The organism is Thalassospira lucentensis, from assembly GCF_011806425.1.
GTDB lineage: Bacteria > Pseudomonadota > Alphaproteobacteria > Rhodospirillales > Thalassospiraceae > Thalassospira > Thalassospira lucentensis_B.
On record NZ_JAATOV010000002.1, the window covers coordinates 703,135 to 718,580 of the forward strand.

13 protein-coding genes are annotated in these 15,446 nt (G+C 54.8%); all 13 read left to right on the forward strand.

The features are described from left to right. Nucleotides 1–10: 10 nt before the first annotated feature. The 13 genes from HCZ99_RS08755 to HCZ99_RS08815 all read left to right on the forward strand — a co-directional run bounded on the left by HCZ99_RS08755 (nt 11) and on the right by HCZ99_RS08815 (nt 15,360). On the forward strand, nt 11–478 hold the full coding sequence (locus HCZ99_RS08755; RefSeq protein WP_167446543.1) for a DUF2946 family protein: 468 nt from the start codon (nt 11–13) through the stop codon (nt 476–478). 181 nt (nt 479–659) lie between these two features. Further along, entirely contained in the window at nt 660–2,867 is a 2,208-nt protein-coding gene (locus tag HCZ99_RS08760) for a TonB-dependent receptor (protein WP_167446544.1), read from the forward strand. 50 nt (nt 2,868–2,917) lie between these two features. After that, a complete protein-coding gene (locus tag HCZ99_RS08765; protein WP_167446545.1) occupies nt 2,918–3,748 on the forward strand; it encodes a DJ-1/PfpI family protein in 831 nt (276 codons plus the stop codon). Between the two features lie 270 nt (nt 3,749–4,018). Then, on the forward strand, nt 4,019–4,402 hold the full coding sequence (locus tag HCZ99_RS08770) for a response regulator transcription factor (RefSeq protein ID WP_167446546.1): 384 nt from the start codon (nt 4,019–4,021) through the stop codon (nt 4,400–4,402). Nucleotides 4,403–4,426: 24 nt separating this feature from the next. After that, on the forward strand, nt 4,427–4,648 hold the full coding sequence (locus HCZ99_RS08775) for a hypothetical protein (protein ID WP_167446547.1): 222 nt from the start codon (nt 4,427–4,429) through the stop codon (nt 4,646–4,648). Between the two features lie 5 nt (nt 4,649–4,653). Beyond that, nucleotides 4,654–7,458, forward strand: coding sequence for a sensor histidine kinase (locus HCZ99_RS08780; RefSeq protein WP_167446548.1), 2,805 nt, complete (start codon nt 4,654–4,656; stop codon nt 7,456–7,458). Between the two features lie 299 nt (nt 7,459–7,757). Further along, nucleotides 7,758–8,873 (forward strand): LacI family DNA-binding transcriptional regulator, encoded by a 1,116-nt coding sequence (locus HCZ99_RS08785; RefSeq protein WP_217701478.1) that lies wholly within the window; start codon nt 7,758–7,760, stop codon nt 8,871–8,873. Continuing rightward, complete coding sequence (locus tag HCZ99_RS08790) at nt 8,863–9,888, forward strand: ABC transporter substrate-binding protein (protein WP_175581442.1); 1,026 nt, start codon at nt 8,863–8,865, stop codon at nt 9,886–9,888. Before HCZ99_RS08785 ends, HCZ99_RS08790 begins: the two co-directional genes overlap by 11 nt. 110 nt (nt 9,889–9,998) lie before the next feature. After that, entirely contained in the window at nt 9,999–10,826 is an 828-nt protein-coding gene (locus HCZ99_RS08795; RefSeq protein WP_167446549.1) for an ABC transporter permease, read from the forward strand. Then, nucleotides 10,823–11,602 (forward strand): ABC transporter permease, encoded by a 780-nt coding sequence (locus tag HCZ99_RS08800; protein ID WP_167446550.1) that lies wholly within the window; start codon nt 10,823–10,825, stop codon nt 11,600–11,602. The genes HCZ99_RS08795 and HCZ99_RS08800 overlap by 4 nt, the downstream gene beginning before the upstream one ends. Next, nucleotides 11,595–12,629 carry an ABC transporter ATP-binding protein gene (locus HCZ99_RS08805; protein ID WP_167446551.1) on the forward strand — a complete coding sequence of 345 codons (1,035 nt, stop codon included), beginning with the start codon at nt 11,595–11,597 and terminating at the stop codon, nt 12,627–12,629. Before HCZ99_RS08800 ends, HCZ99_RS08805 begins: the two co-directional genes overlap by 8 nt. Continuing rightward, nucleotides 12,629–13,564, forward strand: coding sequence for a nucleoside hydrolase (locus HCZ99_RS08810; RefSeq protein ID WP_167446552.1), 936 nt, complete (start codon nt 12,629–12,631; stop codon nt 13,562–13,564). Before HCZ99_RS08805 ends, HCZ99_RS08810 begins: the two co-directional genes overlap by 1 nt. Further along, nucleotides 13,561–15,360 (forward strand): adenine deaminase, encoded by a 1,800-nt coding sequence (locus tag HCZ99_RS08815; RefSeq protein ID WP_167446553.1) that lies wholly within the window; start codon nt 13,561–13,563, stop codon nt 15,358–15,360. Before HCZ99_RS08810 ends, HCZ99_RS08815 begins: the two co-directional genes overlap by 4 nt. Nucleotides 15,361–15,446: the final 86 nt, after the last annotated feature.

Genomic DNA, 15,446 nt, shown 5'->3' on the forward strand with positions numbered 1-15,446 from the left:
AAAACGCCTTATGGGGAATTTGCGTCAAGATATGCGCGCACAGCAGACGACAGTGCCTGCGCGCGTCAAATCTGCGGCGCAAACGGTGCCCATCCTGCGCGTTTTCCAATTCATCCTGCTTATGCCCTTCCTGTTGCTGTCTCTTATTCCATCCGGGACCATGACCGTTCCCGTGGATCAAGGGCAGATGCGTATCGTGATTTGTACTGGCAGTGGCCCATTGGCGATTCAGGTCAATGAAGATGGCAGCTACACGCAAGACAGCCAAAATAATCACGATCATAAATCATCCGAAAAACACACAAAGATGTGTGATTGGGCGCCGCATAACAGCTTATTGGTTGCCCAGTCTTTCGCCATTTTGGCGGAACTTTCCCGTGTTGAAACCCCGGCCGACCTGACCAGCAAATTTGAACAGGTCTATCTTCGACTGGCTGTTCTTGCACCGGCCGCACGCGGACCTCCTCATCAGGCATAGGTAAAAGCTGGCGCAACCTGCCCGGCTCCTTCGCGCAAAAACGATCAATGCATCCTTTGTACGTGTTCTGTGCATGGGAACTGCATGCGTTTTGCTGCCCCGAAACAACCCGCCCTACCCGCGCGTCCTTTCTGTAATACCCGTAACGGGTAGACGGGGTTGTCGTCTGATGAGAAATCCAATGCCACATAGCCAAAAACAAACGCCCCACCGCCAAGTGCGATCCAAATTGGCACTTTCCGTTTTGATCATTTGCGCCGGGGCGTCATCTGCTGCATCCCAGGAAACAATACCACCGCAAGAAACCACGATCACGCCGCCGGTTCTTATCCAATCGGATGCATCGTCGGATCCCAATAGCGCGACAATACTGACAGGCGAACACGCTGGCGGGCAGCTTGCCAATGGCGGCGGATTAGGGTTTCTGGGAAACGTTTCCGCCAACGATGCCCCGTTTAGCCTTAAAAGCTTTACCGCGCGCCTCAGCGAAGAACAGCAAGCGCGCAGCGTCAGTGACGTTTTGATCAATGATGCCTCGGTCAACACGGTTTTCCCGCGCAACAGCTATCGGGATGTTTTTACGATCCGCGGCTTTGCCTATTCCAACTACGATATGTACTTCAATGGCATGCCCGGCATGGCGCCAAAGCAACGCACGGTTCCGCAAAACTTTGAACGGATCGAACTTCTTAAGGGGCCAAGCACCTTTTTAAATGGCATGGCGTTGAATGGCGCAATTGGCGGCACCGTTAATGCGGTCCCAAAGCGCGCAGAACATACCCCCACCAGAAGCCTTAGCCTTGGCTATACATCAACCGCGCAACCCTCCATTCACCTTGATCTGGGCCAACGCTTTGGCGCGGAGGAGCAATTTGGCGTTCGCACCAACCTCACTTTCCGTAAGGGTGAATTGCCGGTCGATGATCAGGAAGAGGAGCTTGGCTCCTTCGCACTTGGTCTTGATTACGACGGCGAACGTGTGCGTCTTGCCAGCGACATAAGCTATCAGCGTGCCGAATATGACTCTCAAGACTGGGTTTTTGGATTGGCAAATGGCGCGGCCGTTCCTGACGCCCCGGACGGAACCACCAACCTGTCGCAAGACTGGGCAAACTTCGAAAGCAAGGATACCTCGGTGACCCTGACGGGTGAATTTGACATCACAGATCATATCACCAGCTACGCAAAGCTTGGCTACGCCGAGACAAAAACCGACGGCATCATTGCGTTTCCCACCAATCTCGACGGATCGGGAAACTTCACAGTCGCGGCAAACTCTTTTCCGTCAGGCGGGCGACATCGTTATGCCGAGACAGGGGTTCGGACACAGTTTGAAACCGGCCCGATCAGCCACAATCTTGTCGTTGCCGGTTCTATTTGGGCAATGGATTTGCGCTCGGGCTTTAAAAGCTTGGGGGTCACCGGAAACTCCAACCTTTACGCACCGTCGTCTATTTCTGCGGCATCGGCCAGTGCGCCCCTTACGGTCGCGGATCTTCCGGTTACAGCGCGGCATCGTTTTTCCAGCCTGAATGCTGCCGATACGTTGGGAATGTTTGATGACCGACTGCTTGTCACAGTCGGGGCACGTGGCCAACGCATGAAGTCACGCAATTACGCAAGCACGACCGGCAACAAAACAACGTCATACAATAAAACCGAGTTATCCCCAGCACTTGGCATCGTCTGGAAAGCCACGTCCGACCTGTCGATTTATGCCAATCGGGTCGAAGCCCTGCAACAAGGTCCGACCGCATCGCGCGGCACGGCCAACGCCGGGGAAACGTTTGCCCCATCCATCAGCACCCAAGTCGAGACGGGCCTGAAACTGGAACGTGAAAACTGGGGCGGGTCGATCAGTCTGTTTGAAATCACCCAACCAACCGGCATCACCGATCCCGTAACAAACATCTATGCTGTTGATGGCGAACAGCGCAATCGCGGCGCCGAAATCAACCTTCATGGTCGTGTCTTTGACAGCCTGCGTGTCCTTGGCAGCCTGAGCATCATGGATGCCGAACTCAAAAACACATCGGGCGGCACAAATGATGGCAACGACCCTGTCGGCATCCCAAAATGGCGCGCGGTTGTCGGTGCTGACTGGCAGACACCTTTTGTCCAAGACCTTTCTCTATCCGGGCGGGTCATTCACACCGGTTCGCAATTTGCCGATGCCGCCAACACCCAAAAGCTTGATGACTGGACGCGCCTTGACCTTGGCGCAAGCTACACCGTCAACCGGGGTGACAGGCAGCCCGTCGTGCTTCGCGCAAACATCGAAAATGTCCTTGGCCTTAATTATTGGTCCAGCGCATCGACCGGGCGAATTTCGGGCCTGAGCCGCGGCGCACCGCGCACCTTCCTGCTGACAGCTTCAATGAATTTCTAGACCACATTCACAGAAAACCAATCATCCTTGACCCTTAGGAAGAAAACATCATGAAACGCAGAGATTTCAATATAGGCCTTCTTTCCGCCATGAGCGGTGCCCTTCTTGCGCAGAATGCCAGCGCATCAGGCACGGCATCAGCATCTGACCCGTCAAAAGCCTTGGAACACAAACACTCAGATGCGACGCCCACTAAGCGACCGACCTATAACATGCTGGTTCACCCAAACATGATCTTGCTGGACCTTGTCGCGCCAATGACGGCATTCAAATTGACCATGGGCGACGTCCGCCTTGTTTGGAAGGACACAAACCCCGTGCCGACGGATGTGGGCGTCCCGGTGAGTGCAACCCATACCTTTGCCAACTGTCCGGGCGATGCAGATGTTTTGTTTGTACCGGGTGGACTTACCGGATCGACGGCATTGGTCGAAGATGATGAAACGCTTGATTTCCTGCGCGAACAGGCAAAATCGGCCAAATATGTAACATCTGTTTGCACCGGTTCGATGGTATTGGGCGCAGCCGGTTTCCTGAACGGCAAGCGCGCAACATCGCATTGGTACACACGCGACCTTCTATCGTATTTTGGGGCTATCCCCACAAGCCAGCGCGTTGTCGAAGACGGCAACATCATTACCGGCGCCGGTGCAACAGCGGGTTTGGATTTTGGGCTAACCATCGCGGCACGCATCAAGGGGGATGAGTGGGTCAAGAAAATGATGCTCACCCTTGAATACGCGCCAGAGCCACCTTTCAAAGGCGGCACACCTGAAACGGCGACACCCGAAAACGTCAAGGACATCCTGACCATTCGCGGCCCCAAGATCGAAAAAGCATCGCAGGCCATTCAAAGAGCCGCCAAAAAATTGGGCGTATAATCCCAGTTAAAGGCATGAAATGACCACCAAGCATGTGTGCGGCGATCTGGGCTTTATCTTTAAAGATGCGCCAACAAGATCGACCGCGCACATGCTTTGCCCGCCGGGGGGGGGCTGGCCCGGTGGATTACCGCTGGCGCGGCCTAAATACGGCAACGGCCGAAGCCCAACTAGATGGATGAAGTATACCACCCCAAAGTAGCATTATATTTCGATCAATTACCGGTTAGGATTGTTTTATAAAATCCGAATAATCGGGGAGAACGTCCTTTGAACCAGCGACCCAAGGTCCTGATTGCCGAAGACGAGGAAACCATTGTCGAATCCCTTAGCTTTCTGATGGACAAGGAAGGCTATGACGTGAGCGTGGCCACAGATGGCCAAACCGCGATTAACATGATCGCGCGCGACACCCCCGACATGGTTTTACTTGATGTGATGATGCCCGGCTGTGACGGGTTCGAAGTGGTGCGTGCGGTGCGTGCCGATCCACGCACAAAATCGATCCCGATCATGATGCTGACCGCGAAAACCCGCGAAGTCGACCGACGCAAGGGATTGGAACTTGGCGTTGATGATTTCGTGACCAAGCCCTTTTCCACCCGCGACGTTGTTTCGCGGGTAAAGGCCCTGCTTGAACGAACGGAATGCTAGAGCCAGACACGCAGGAGATCCCCCATGGCACCCCCACGCAGATTAACAGAACGGGCCTTTGTTTTGGTGCTGGCGGCGTTTTTCATGTGGATTCCGCCCTTGGTCGGGGTGTTTTCCCTTGATGGGCAAATCTTTGGCCTGCCGATCCTGTTTGTTTATTTCTTTGCCGGATGGGCGGTTTTGATTGCGCTGTGCGCGATATTGACCCGGTCACTGCGTAAAGTCGCACAGTCAGAGGGGCCGTAAACACGATGCTGTCCTCCGAACTGGTGATCTTGGTATCGCTTGGCTATGTCGGGTTACTGTATGCCATCGCCTGGTGGGGGGATAAACGCGCGCGTGACGGACGATCATGGGTGCGCAATCCAACGGTCTATACCCTGTCGATTGCGGTCTATTGCACATCTTGGACGTTTTATGGCGCGGTTGGCACCGCCGCCCGCAACGGGTTGGAATATCTGACGATTTATCTTGGCCCGACGGTGATTTTTCTGGGCTGGTGGTTCTTGCTGCGTAAGATGCTGCGCATTTCCAAGGCGCATCGCATCACATCAATTGCCGACTTTATTTCATCGCGCTATGGCAAAAGCACGCAGCTTTCCGTGCTTGTCACCCTGATCGCGGTGATTGGCACAACGCCCTATATTGCGCTTCAGCTTAAAGCAATTGCCACCAGCTATACGGTTTTGACCGGCTGGGAAAACGGTATGGTCGCCCCGGTGCGCGAAACCATCAGCATCTTTGCCGATAGTGGGTTTTGGGCCGCGGTTGGCTTGGCCCTTTTTGGCATTTTATTTGGCACACGTTTCATTGATGCCGATGAACATCACGAAGGCATGGTTGCCGCCATTGCCTTTGAATCCTTGGTTAAAATGTTTGCGCTTTTGGCGGTCGGGATATTCGTCTGCTTTGTGATGTATGATGGCATCGATCATTTATTTGCGCAGGCGACCAACAACCCCGACACGGCCAAACTTTTGCAATTACCTGAAAATGGCAGTGCGCGCTGGATGACATTAATGATGCTGTCCATGGCCGCTATTTTGTGTTTGCCGCGCCAGTTTCAGGTGATCATTGTTGAAAATGTCGATGAACGCCATTTGCCGACGGCAAGCTGGGCCTTTCCGCTTTATTTGCTGGGCATGAACCTGTTTGTTTTGCCAATTGCCTTGGCCGGGCTCGGTGCGCTTCCGGCATGGTCGGACCCGGACTTTTTCGTGATTTCCGTGCCGCTATTTGAAGGCCAGTCGATGTTGGCCCTGTTGGCCTATGTCGGCGGGCTTTCGGCCAGCACCAGTATGGTGATTGTCGCCACCATCGCGCTTTCGACCATGGTGTGTAATGACCTGATTGTCCCCGCCTTGCTGCGCATTCGCCCCCTTCGTCTGACCGAACGCGATGATTTGACCGGGCTTTTGATTTTCATCCGCCGGGCATCGATCTTGGCCGTCGTGTTTATGGGGTTTGCCTATTACCGGTCGGCGGGCGCCAGCGATGCCTTGGCCGAAATCGGGCTGATATCCTTTGCTGCCACCGCCCAATTCATCCCGATCATGATTGGCGGGCTGTATTGGAAGGGCGCGACCAAAACCGGTGCACAGGTCGGGCTTTTGGTCGGCTTCGTGCTTTGGGGCTATACGCTGCTACTGCCGTCCTTGGCCGATAGTGGCTGGATGGACCCTGACTTGATCTTAAATGGCGCGTTTGGGCATCCGTGGCTGCGGCCTGAAAGTTTGTTTGGCCTGTCGGACTTTGAACCGCTGACCCATGCGTTGATTTGGTCAATGTCGCTCAATACCGCGGCCTATGTCCTGATCAGCTTGTTTACATCGCCAAGCGCGCTGGAACGTATTCAGGCGACCTTGTTTGTCGATGCCTTTTCGCGCAAAGGCCAGGATACCGTGATTTGGCGATCATCGGCATCGGTCGATGATCTGTATGAATTGGTTGAACGGTTTTTGGGCCGCGAACGGGCCTTTCACTCGTTCCGGGAATTTGGCTGGGAAAAGGACACGCCGTGGCGCGGCAAGGGCGAAGCCAATGCCGATATGATTGCGTTTACCGAACGGCTTTTGGCCGGGTCGATTGGGGCAGCATCGGCACGCGTGATGGTATCCTCGGTCGCCAAGGGTGAAATGGTCAGCCTTGAAGAAGTGCTGGAAATCCTCGAAGAAACATCGCACGTCATTGAATATTCTCAGCGCCTTGAACAAAAATCAAATGAGCTGGAAAAAGCTGCTGCCGAACTGCGCGCTGCCAATGAACGCCTGCAAGAACTTGACCGGTTAAAGGATGAATTCCTGACCATGGTCAGCCATGAATTTAGAACCCCGCTGACCTCGATCCGGTCGTTTTCGGAAATTCTGGTCGATACCCCGACCCTTGATCATGAACGGGCCGAACATTTCCTTAGTATCATTGTCCGCGAAAGCGAACGTTTAACCCGCCTGATTGATGACCATCTTGATCTGGCCCGCCTTGAAGCCGGCCATTCCGATTGGCGCGCCATTGATGTTGATCCGCGCACGGTCCTTGATGAAAGTGTCGAGGCGGTCAAAGGGTTGCTGGATCGTAAAGGCGTGACGTTAAGTACCGATTTGGCCAAACAAACCGTGATGTTGCATGTGGACCGGGATCGCTTAACGCAGGTCTTTATCAATTTGCTGTCGAATGCGGCCAAGTTTTCAGACCCGGAATATCCCAGTGTGTCTGTGCGCGGCGAGGCAATTGATGGCGGTTATCTGGTATCGATCACCGATAACGGCAATGGTATCGCCCCCAACGAGCTTGAGATCATTTTTGATAAATTCTCACGCGGGGGGAAATATGCCGACGATAAGCCAAAGCCATCCGGATCGGGGCTTGGATTGGCGATTGCCAAACATGTTGTCGAGCATTGTCAGGGCAAAATATGGGCCGAAAGCCCGCCCGGCCAAGGTGCCACTTTCCGCGTCTTTATCCCCGGTCAGGTTCTGGGCGCTGCAACCGTTCCCGAAAAGGATACAGTTCAGGGGCCGCAACTTGGTCCCGCCACCGGCACTGCACCATCAAGCTAATCCGGGTGATCACGCTGATGAGGCGATCCGGTTATGCCAAACTTTAAATAAGAACCTTTTCGACACAGCCAACCTGCGCTTTTTTTGGCGATGAATATCAGCGAAGATTTATAACGGTTTTCCAAACTCTTGCGGTAAAATCTCCGCCAACCCCGCCTGCCTCCATCCAGTCCCGCCCCAATTTTGGCGAAATTTTGTCTCGACTCCCGGGATGGGTTCAATTATCACTTGAACACTGATTAAACGATTAATCACGTCATTTGATTTGAAACTGTTTCACGTTTCAGGTGGAGGCCCCGTTGGCTGCATCGCGTACCGGACCGAACATGACCCAGATCGCCAAGGCTGTTGGTGTGTCGTCGGCAACCGTGTCCAATGCGCTATCAGGTAAGGGCCGCGTTTCCCCGGAACTGGTTGAAAAAATCCGCGCAAAAGCAGCCGAACTTGGCTATGTGCCCAGCAGTGCGGGGCGTGCCCTTCGTACCGGGCGATCCAATGTTTTGGGCCTTGTCCTGCCAGATATTTCCAACCCGCTTTTCCCGCAAATAGCCCAAGCCATGGAATCGGCGGCCTCAGATGCCGGATATGGCGTTTTGATTGCGGATTCACGCGGTGATGTCACCACCCAGACACAGGCAATTGCGCGCCTGATTGAACGTGGTGTTGATGGGCTGGTGGTTATTCCACGTCGCGGCACGCGCATCGGATCGGTTAGCTGCCCGGTTGCCATGGTCGATACCCCGTCCACACCGGGCAATACGGTTTCAGCCGACCATTGGGAAGGCGGGGCGCAATTGGCCCGGCACCTGTTGGATTTGGGCCATCGTAAGTTTCTGTTTGTCGGTCATGACCGGGCATCGAATGTGCAAAACGACCGTATTGGCGGCATGAAATCGGCCCTTGGCAATGATGTTAGCCATGAAACAATCTGGATCGAACCGATGCTGCGCCGCCAAGGCGATGACGCATCGCTTGGCCTGCTGGGTCACGTTACATCCGGCGTGACCGCAATTGCCGCAGTGTCGGATTTACATGCGCTTCGCGTTTTGACCGAATTGCAAACTGCCGGCATCAAAGTCCCCGAACAGGTCAGTGTCACCGGGTTTGATGATCTGGTCTTTGCCCCGGTTGTCACCCCGTCCCTGACGACGGTGCATATGGATATGACACGCATCGCGCAAATCGCGATTGCGGCCCTGACCAAAGAAATCGAAGGCCCAAGAACAACGACGGTGACCAACACCGGCGAAATCGACACTCCCGAAATCGATCACAAGAACGGTGCAACGGTCCAACAAACCGTCAAAGCCGACACGTCCAAGGTTTCCATGAAGCTAATGGTGCGCGCGTCAAGCGGCCCGGCAGCTTCACCCGATACACAAGCCCGAATGGAGAAACTCTATAATGGCGATTAAAAAACTGATGATGGCATCTGCCGCGCTGATGCTAAGCGTTGGCGCCGCCAAAGCCGACGACAAGACCCTGACCATTTCCGTTTATGGTTTCGCACAGGATGCCTTCAAAGAGTATCTGTACGAGCCGTTCGAAGAAAAATGTGGTTGTGAGCTGGTTGTTGAAACCGGCAACTCGGTCGAGCGTCTGGCCAAAATCGAAGCCAACAAGGAAAACCCGGTCATTGATCTGGCGGTGATTTCCATGCGCGATGCGCTTTCTGCGGCACGCAACGGGCTGACCGACAAAGTCGACACCAGCAAGCTGAGCAATTTTGACAAGCTTTATGACATTGCCAAAGACCCCAATGGCGATGGCATGAGCGTTGGCTACACCTTCTATGCAAGCTCGATCGCGTATCGTTCGGACAAAGTCACCATCGATAGCTGGGCCGATTTGCTGTCCGATGATTTGGCGGGCCGTGTTGCCCTGCCAAATGTCACCACGACGCAAGGTCCGCTGATGCTCTATATGCTGGGCAAGGCACTGGGTGATGAAGATCCGTCGCTGAAAACCCCGATCACCAAAGTCGGCGAGAAAAAAGACGATATCGTCACCTTCTATGTCCGTTCTTCGCAGCTGGTTCAGTTGATGCAGCAAGAAGAAATCTGGGCCGCACCGATTGGCCGTTTCGCATGGGCCGGTTTTTCCAAAATGGACATGCCGATCAAATGGGCGACGCCAAAAGAAGGCCAGTCTGGTGGCATGAACGTGATGGTTCTGACCAAAGGCAGCAAAAACCGCGATCTGGCACTTGAGTTCATGGATTTCTGGTTGTCGACCGAAGTTCAGACCGAACTGGCACAGAACCTTGTTGATAGCCCGGCCAACAAAGAAGTTGTCGTGTCTGACGATGTTGCAGACAACCTGACCTATGGTGCGGAAACGGTTGAAAACCTTAACCTGATCCCGTCCGAAGTTGCCCTTGATAACCGTGAAAAATGGTTGTCGCAGTGGAACAACAAGGTCGGTCAATAAGCCGATTTATGACACGCCGGGGTCGGCAGTTTTGTTGGCCCCGGCGGATGTTACTGCGACGCCCCATCGCGCCACCCTTTACTTAACTTATCGACGACAAGGTTGCTGAGATGTTTCAGAACCGGGCCGAGGCCTTTGCGCTGGTCCTGCCTGCCGCGATCTTTGCCGGTGCCATTTTCCTGGTGCCTGTGCTGATCCTTCTGTCCGAAGGATTCCGATCTGCTGATAGCTGGACGATACAAGCCTATATCGACTTCTTTTCCCAATCGCTTAATCAGGCGGTGTTTCTGCGCACCCTGAAACTGGCCGCAATGGTTACGGCGGCATCGGCCGTTATTGGCTATGCCGCGGCATTTGCCATTGTGAATTTACCGCCCAAGGGCAAAGGCCGTGTGACCGGTCTGATCGTCTTGCCATTGATGATTTCACCTGTGGCACGCACCTATGCATGGATTGTCATTCTGGGCCGTACCGGGATCGTCAATCAGGCGCTGGTTGCGGTTGGCTTAAGTGACGAACCGATCCGGTTCCTGTTTACCGAAACCGCCGTCTTTATCGGTCTGTTGCAGCTGTTCTTGCCGTTGATGATCATTTCGCTGATCAGTGCGCTTGAAAACATGCCGCGCGATGCGGTGCCCGCCGCCCGGGTGCTGGGCGCGAACTGGCTTCAGGTATTTACCAAGGTCATCTTGCCGCTGACCAAGGAAGGTCTGGTGATTGGGGGAACGCTTGTCTTCACCGGTTCCATGACCGCCTATATCACGCCGGCGATCCTTGGCGGGTCAAAGGTCCTGATGCTGGAAACCCTTTTGTATCAACGCGTGACAATGGCCAATGATTTTGTATCGGCCTCGGTGATTGCGCTGATCCTGATTGTTATGGCGTTTGCGGCCAACCTTTTGCTTAAACGACTGGCAACTGCGAGGAACAAGCGATGAGCAACAAACTCTATGCCCCGATCATCCTGTTGCTGGTGTTAACGTTTTTGATCGGCCCGTTCATCATCATCATTGCCGCGTCATTGTCGGCCGGTGAAACGCTTTCTTTCCCACCACAGGGATTGTCGCTGCGTTGGGTGATCAAGGTTTTTGAAGTCGAAAGCTTCCGCGCAAGTTTTGGCGTGTCGATGTTTCTGGCCATTGGCGGGACGATTTTCGCCCTGATTTTGGGCATCCCTGCAAGCTACGCACTGTCGCGCTATAAAGTGCCCGGTGCCGAAACCATCCGCACAATCGTTTCTTCGCCAATCATTGTACCGGGCATCATCGTCGGCCTGGCATTGCTGCGATACTTTGTCGTGCCGTTTAATTTCGGCATCTTGTTTGCGCTGTTTTTGGCCCATACCGCCCTTATCCTGCCTTATGCGGTGCGCGTGGTATCGGCCAGCCTGACCAACCTTCGTTCCGACATCGAAGAAGCCGCCGTGCTTTTGGGATGTTCGCGCGTGGGGGCCTTTTTCCGGGTGGTCATGCCCAACATTCGCGGCGGTATTCTGGCTGCCTTCATTCTGGGATTTGTTACCAGTTTTAATCAGGTGCCTGTATCGCTGTTTCTATCTGGTCCGGGTGTGCGCACCCTTCCGATCGACATGCTTTCCTACATGGAAATCACCTATGACCCGTCGGTCGCAGCCCTTTCGGCGCTGCTGGCTTTCATGTCGCTGGGCATTGTCTTTCTGGCCGAACGTTTCCTAGGATTTTCTCGCTATGTCTGATTCCCGTTTTCTGTGTCTTGAAAAAATGACCCTGTCGTATGGCAAAAACGTTGCCGTACCCGACATGGATCTTGATATCGGCAAGGGCGAACTTGTGGCGCTTTTGGGCCCGTCGGGCTGTGGCAAAACCACCACCATGCGCGCCATTGCCGGTTTGATGGAACCCGCATCCGGGAAAATCGTGCTCGATGGCACGGACATCACCCGCGTTCCGGCAAACAAACGCCCGGTTGGCTTGGTGTTTCAATCCTATGCGTTGTTCCCGCATCTTAACGTTTATGAAAACGTTGCCTTTGGCCTGAAATTAATGGGCGTCAAAGGAAGCGAGCTGGACAAGCGCGTGATCGACGGCCTTAAAACCGTTGGGCTGTCGCAATATGCCACACGCAAACCCGCCGAACTTTCCGGTGGGCAGCAACAGCGTGTGTCGCTTGCGCGTTCCATGGTGATGGAACCAAAGGTCTTGCTGCTTGATGAACCGCTTTCAAACCTTGATGCGCGTCTGCGTCTTGAAATGCGCACCGAATTACAGCGTGTCCAAAAAGAAAGCGGTGTGACGATGATTTTCGTGACCCATGATCAGGTCGAAGCCCTTGCCATGGCCGACCGCATCATTGTGATGCTTGATGGGCATATCGAACAGATCGGCACCCCCGAAGATATCTATAACCATCCGGTATCTGATTTCGTAGCCGACTTTGTTGGGTTCGAAAACGTGTTTGAGCGGGTTGGCAACACCATCAAAACCGCCAATGGCGACGTTGCGATTGCTGGCGACATTGATGATGCGACCAAGGGCCTTGCATGGCGTCCATCCATGGTCACCCTTGGCGATGGCCCGTTTGAAGGCACCGTGCGCGGCACATCCTTTGCCGGGGGCACACGCGAATATCTGCTTGATACCCCGCTTGGTCAGATCAAGGCCGAATGTGATGCGTCGCTTCCGGCGCATGATTTTGGTGCCGTGCTTAAATTTGATCTTCCGGTTCATAAGGCCGCCCAACTTGCCCGCACCGGGAGCCTGTAATGGGTTTGTGGATCGACACGGATATGGGGTTTGACGATCTGGCCGCCGTGCTGGTTCTGACAAACGCCCAAAAACCCATCGATGGCATGTCGTTGATTGCGGGCAACAGCCCGCTTTCGACCGTGCGCGCCAATGCGGCCAGCGCCGCCAAGACGTTTGGCTGGGATTTCCCGATTTATACCGGGCGTGAACATGCCGTCATGGGCGGGCTTGAAACCGCCGAACGGATCCTTGGCCCCAAGGGGATGCTCAGTTCCGGCAAACATTTGCCCGATTGTGCACCCATCGCGGAAAACAGTGCATTTGATGCGTTGTGCACGTGGCTTGACGCATCCAGCACGGATGGTGATGACAAACACATCCTGGCGTTGGGCCCGCTTGGCAACTTGGCAGCCCTTGTACTCGCGCGTCCTGATCTTGCAGGCAAAATCGATCAAGTCACTTGGATGGGGGGGGCTGCTGGGCGCGGCAATCATACGGCCTTGGCGGAATATAACGCCTTTGCCGACCCGGAAGCCTTGGCGATACTTCTCGCCCATAACGTTCCCATTCGGATGGTTGAACTTGATCTATGCCGCAGCGTTTTGGCCGTACCCAGTGATGTTCACGCCATCCGAAATGCCGGGGGCAAGAACGCCGAACTTCTGGCCGATTTGACCGCGGGTTACATCAATATCGGCATATCGCGCGGACGCAGTGGCATGGCGATCTTTGACCCGCTGGCGGCAGCAACACTGGTTGATCGCGATGTTGTGACATTTGCCGATGCCCATATTGCGGTCGATACCAGCAACGGTGTCGCGCGCGGGCAAACCCATATTGAACGCGTTGAGCCCGGCACCGCCAAACGCAATGGCCAATTTGGGCTGGGCGTTGATGCCGATCGGGCACGCAACATAATCTTTGACGCGCTAAAGGCAGAAGCCGCAAAATGACAGACAGAAATTCAGAACCGCTTGATCTTGATGATGATGCCTTGCGCGGCCGCGCGGTTGCCGCGGCACGCGGCGATGCGCCGTTTGATATCCTGATTGTCGGCGGTCAGATCGTTGATATGGTCACCGGCGAAATCCGGTTTGCCGATGTCGGCATCATTGGCAAAATGATCGCAAGTGTGCATGAACCGGCCACCCGTAGCGACGCCCGCACCCTGATCAATGCGCGCGGTGCATTCGTGACACCGGGTTTGATCGATACGCACATGCATGTCGAAAGCTCAATGACCACCCCGGCCAACTATGCCGCAACTGTCGTACCGCGGGGTGTGACCACCACGGTTTGGGACCCGCATGAATTTGGCAATGTGTTGGGGCTTGATGGGGTACGCTGGGCAACCCAGGCGGTGCGCGATTTACCGTTACGTGTTCTGACCCTTGCGCCGTCTTGTGTGCCGGCCGCCCCCGGTTACGAAGTATCCGGGGCTGATTTTGACGGCGATGCGATGGCGGAAATATTGTCATGGCCCGACATTCACGGCGTCGCCGAAGTCATGAATATGCGCGGCGTCATTGACCGCGATCCCCGCATGACAAACATCGTCCAAGCCGGTTTAACGTCACAAAAAATGATCTGCGGCCATGCGCGCGGTCTTGAGGGACGCGATCTTAGCGCCTTTATCGCGGCGGGCATCGGATCGGACCATGAATTGGTGTCCAACGATGACCTGATGGCTAAATTGCGCGCCGGGCTGACCATTGAAATGCGGGGATCGCATGATCATTTGCTGCCGGGCTTTGTGCAAACCTTGAATGATCTTGGCTTTTTGCCGCAAACGGTGACGCTGTGCACCGATGATGTCTTCCCTGATGATCTGGAACATGCAGGCGGGCTTGATGATGTGGTGCGCCGTTTGGTGCGCTATGGCATGAAACCCGAATGGGCATTACGTGCGGCGACCTTAAATGCCGCCATGCGGTTGGGGCGCAATGATCTGGGCCTTTTGGCGACCGGTCGGCGTGCTGATATCGTTATTTTCAATGACCTTAGCGACTTTGAAGCCCGCACTGTGATTGCCAATGGCAACGTTGTTGCAACGTCGGGCGAACTGAACCATCCCCCGGTCGTGCTTGACCCGGCCCCGCTTTTTGACACGATGAAAATCGCGCCCTTGGCGGTTGATGATTTTCGCATCAAAGTTCCCGCCGACATCACCAATGCCGACAAAGTCCGGGTTGCGACCATTGATCGCCCGCGCTTTACCCAATGGGGATCGGTTGAGGCGGATGTCAAAGACGGCTTTGTCGTCCCGCCCAAAGGCACAACCTATATCGCGGTTGCCCATCGTCATGGCAAAGTTGATTCCAAACCACGGGTCGGCCTGCTTGAAGGTTGGGGCACATGGCGCGGTGCGGTTTGCACCACCGTTTCGCACGACAGCCATAACCTGACCCTGTTTGGCGGCAATCCCGAAGACATGGCAATTGCCGCCAATGCGGTGATTAAGGCCGGTGGTGGAATGGCAGTGGCGTCAAACGGCAAACTTGATGCGATCCTGCCCCTGCCGCTGTGTGGTTTGGTGTCAGATGCACCGATGGAACAGGTTGCCGAACAATTCACCCACATCCGCGAAGCCACCGACGCCATTGTTGATTGGCAGCCGCCCTATTTGGTGTTTAAGGCGCTTTTTGGTGCCACCCTTGCCTGCAACGCCGGGCCACACCAAACCGACCGCGGGATTAGCGATGTCGAGACCGGAAAATTACTGGAATCGCCAGTGCTGGGGTCGGCTTAAGGGCCTCGACCTAATCTGGTAAACCGGGTGGTCATCTTGCCGCCGGACCGTCATGACAAACAAAACGGCGCGCAAGGTATCTTGCG

Excerpts from the sequence above, each read along its gene's own strand:
- HCZ99_RS08780 (WP_167446548.1), top strand. The coding sequence starts at position 4,654 with ATGCTGTCCTCCGAACTGGTGATCTTGGTATCGCTTGGCTATGTCGGG.
- HCZ99_RS08775 (WP_167446547.1), top strand. The coding sequence starts at position 4,427 with ATGGCACCCCCACGCAGATTAACAGAACGGGCCTTTGTTTTGGTGCTG.
- HCZ99_RS08765 (WP_167446545.1), top strand. The coding sequence starts at position 2,918 with ATGAAACGCAGAGATTTCAATATAGGCCTTCTTTCCGCCATGAGCGGT.
- HCZ99_RS08805 (WP_167446551.1), top strand. The coding sequence starts at position 11,595 with ATGTCTGATTCCCGTTTTCTGTGTCTTGAAAAAATGACCCTGTCGTAT.
- HCZ99_RS08760 (WP_167446544.1), top strand. The coding sequence starts at position 660 with ATGCCACATAGCCAAAAACAAACGCCCCACCGCCAAGTGCGATCCAAA.
- HCZ99_RS08810 (WP_167446552.1), top strand. The coding sequence starts at position 12,629 with ATGGGTTTGTGGATCGACACGGATATGGGGTTTGACGATCTGGCCGCC.
- HCZ99_RS08815 (WP_167446553.1), top strand. The coding sequence starts at position 13,561 with ATGACAGACAGAAATTCAGAACCGCTTGATCTTGATGATGATGCCTTG.
- HCZ99_RS08790 (WP_175581442.1), top strand. The coding sequence starts at position 8,863 with ATGGCGATTAAAAAACTGATGATGGCATCTGCCGCGCTGATGCTAAGC.
- HCZ99_RS08795 (WP_167446549.1), top strand. The coding sequence starts at position 9,999 with ATGTTTCAGAACCGGGCCGAGGCCTTTGCGCTGGTCCTGCCTGCCGCG.
- HCZ99_RS08755 (WP_167446543.1), top strand. The coding sequence starts at position 11 with ATGGGGAATTTGCGTCAAGATATGCGCGCACAGCAGACGACAGTGCCT.
- HCZ99_RS08800 (WP_167446550.1), top strand. The coding sequence starts at position 10,823 with ATGAGCAACAAACTCTATGCCCCGATCATCCTGTTGCTGGTGTTAACG.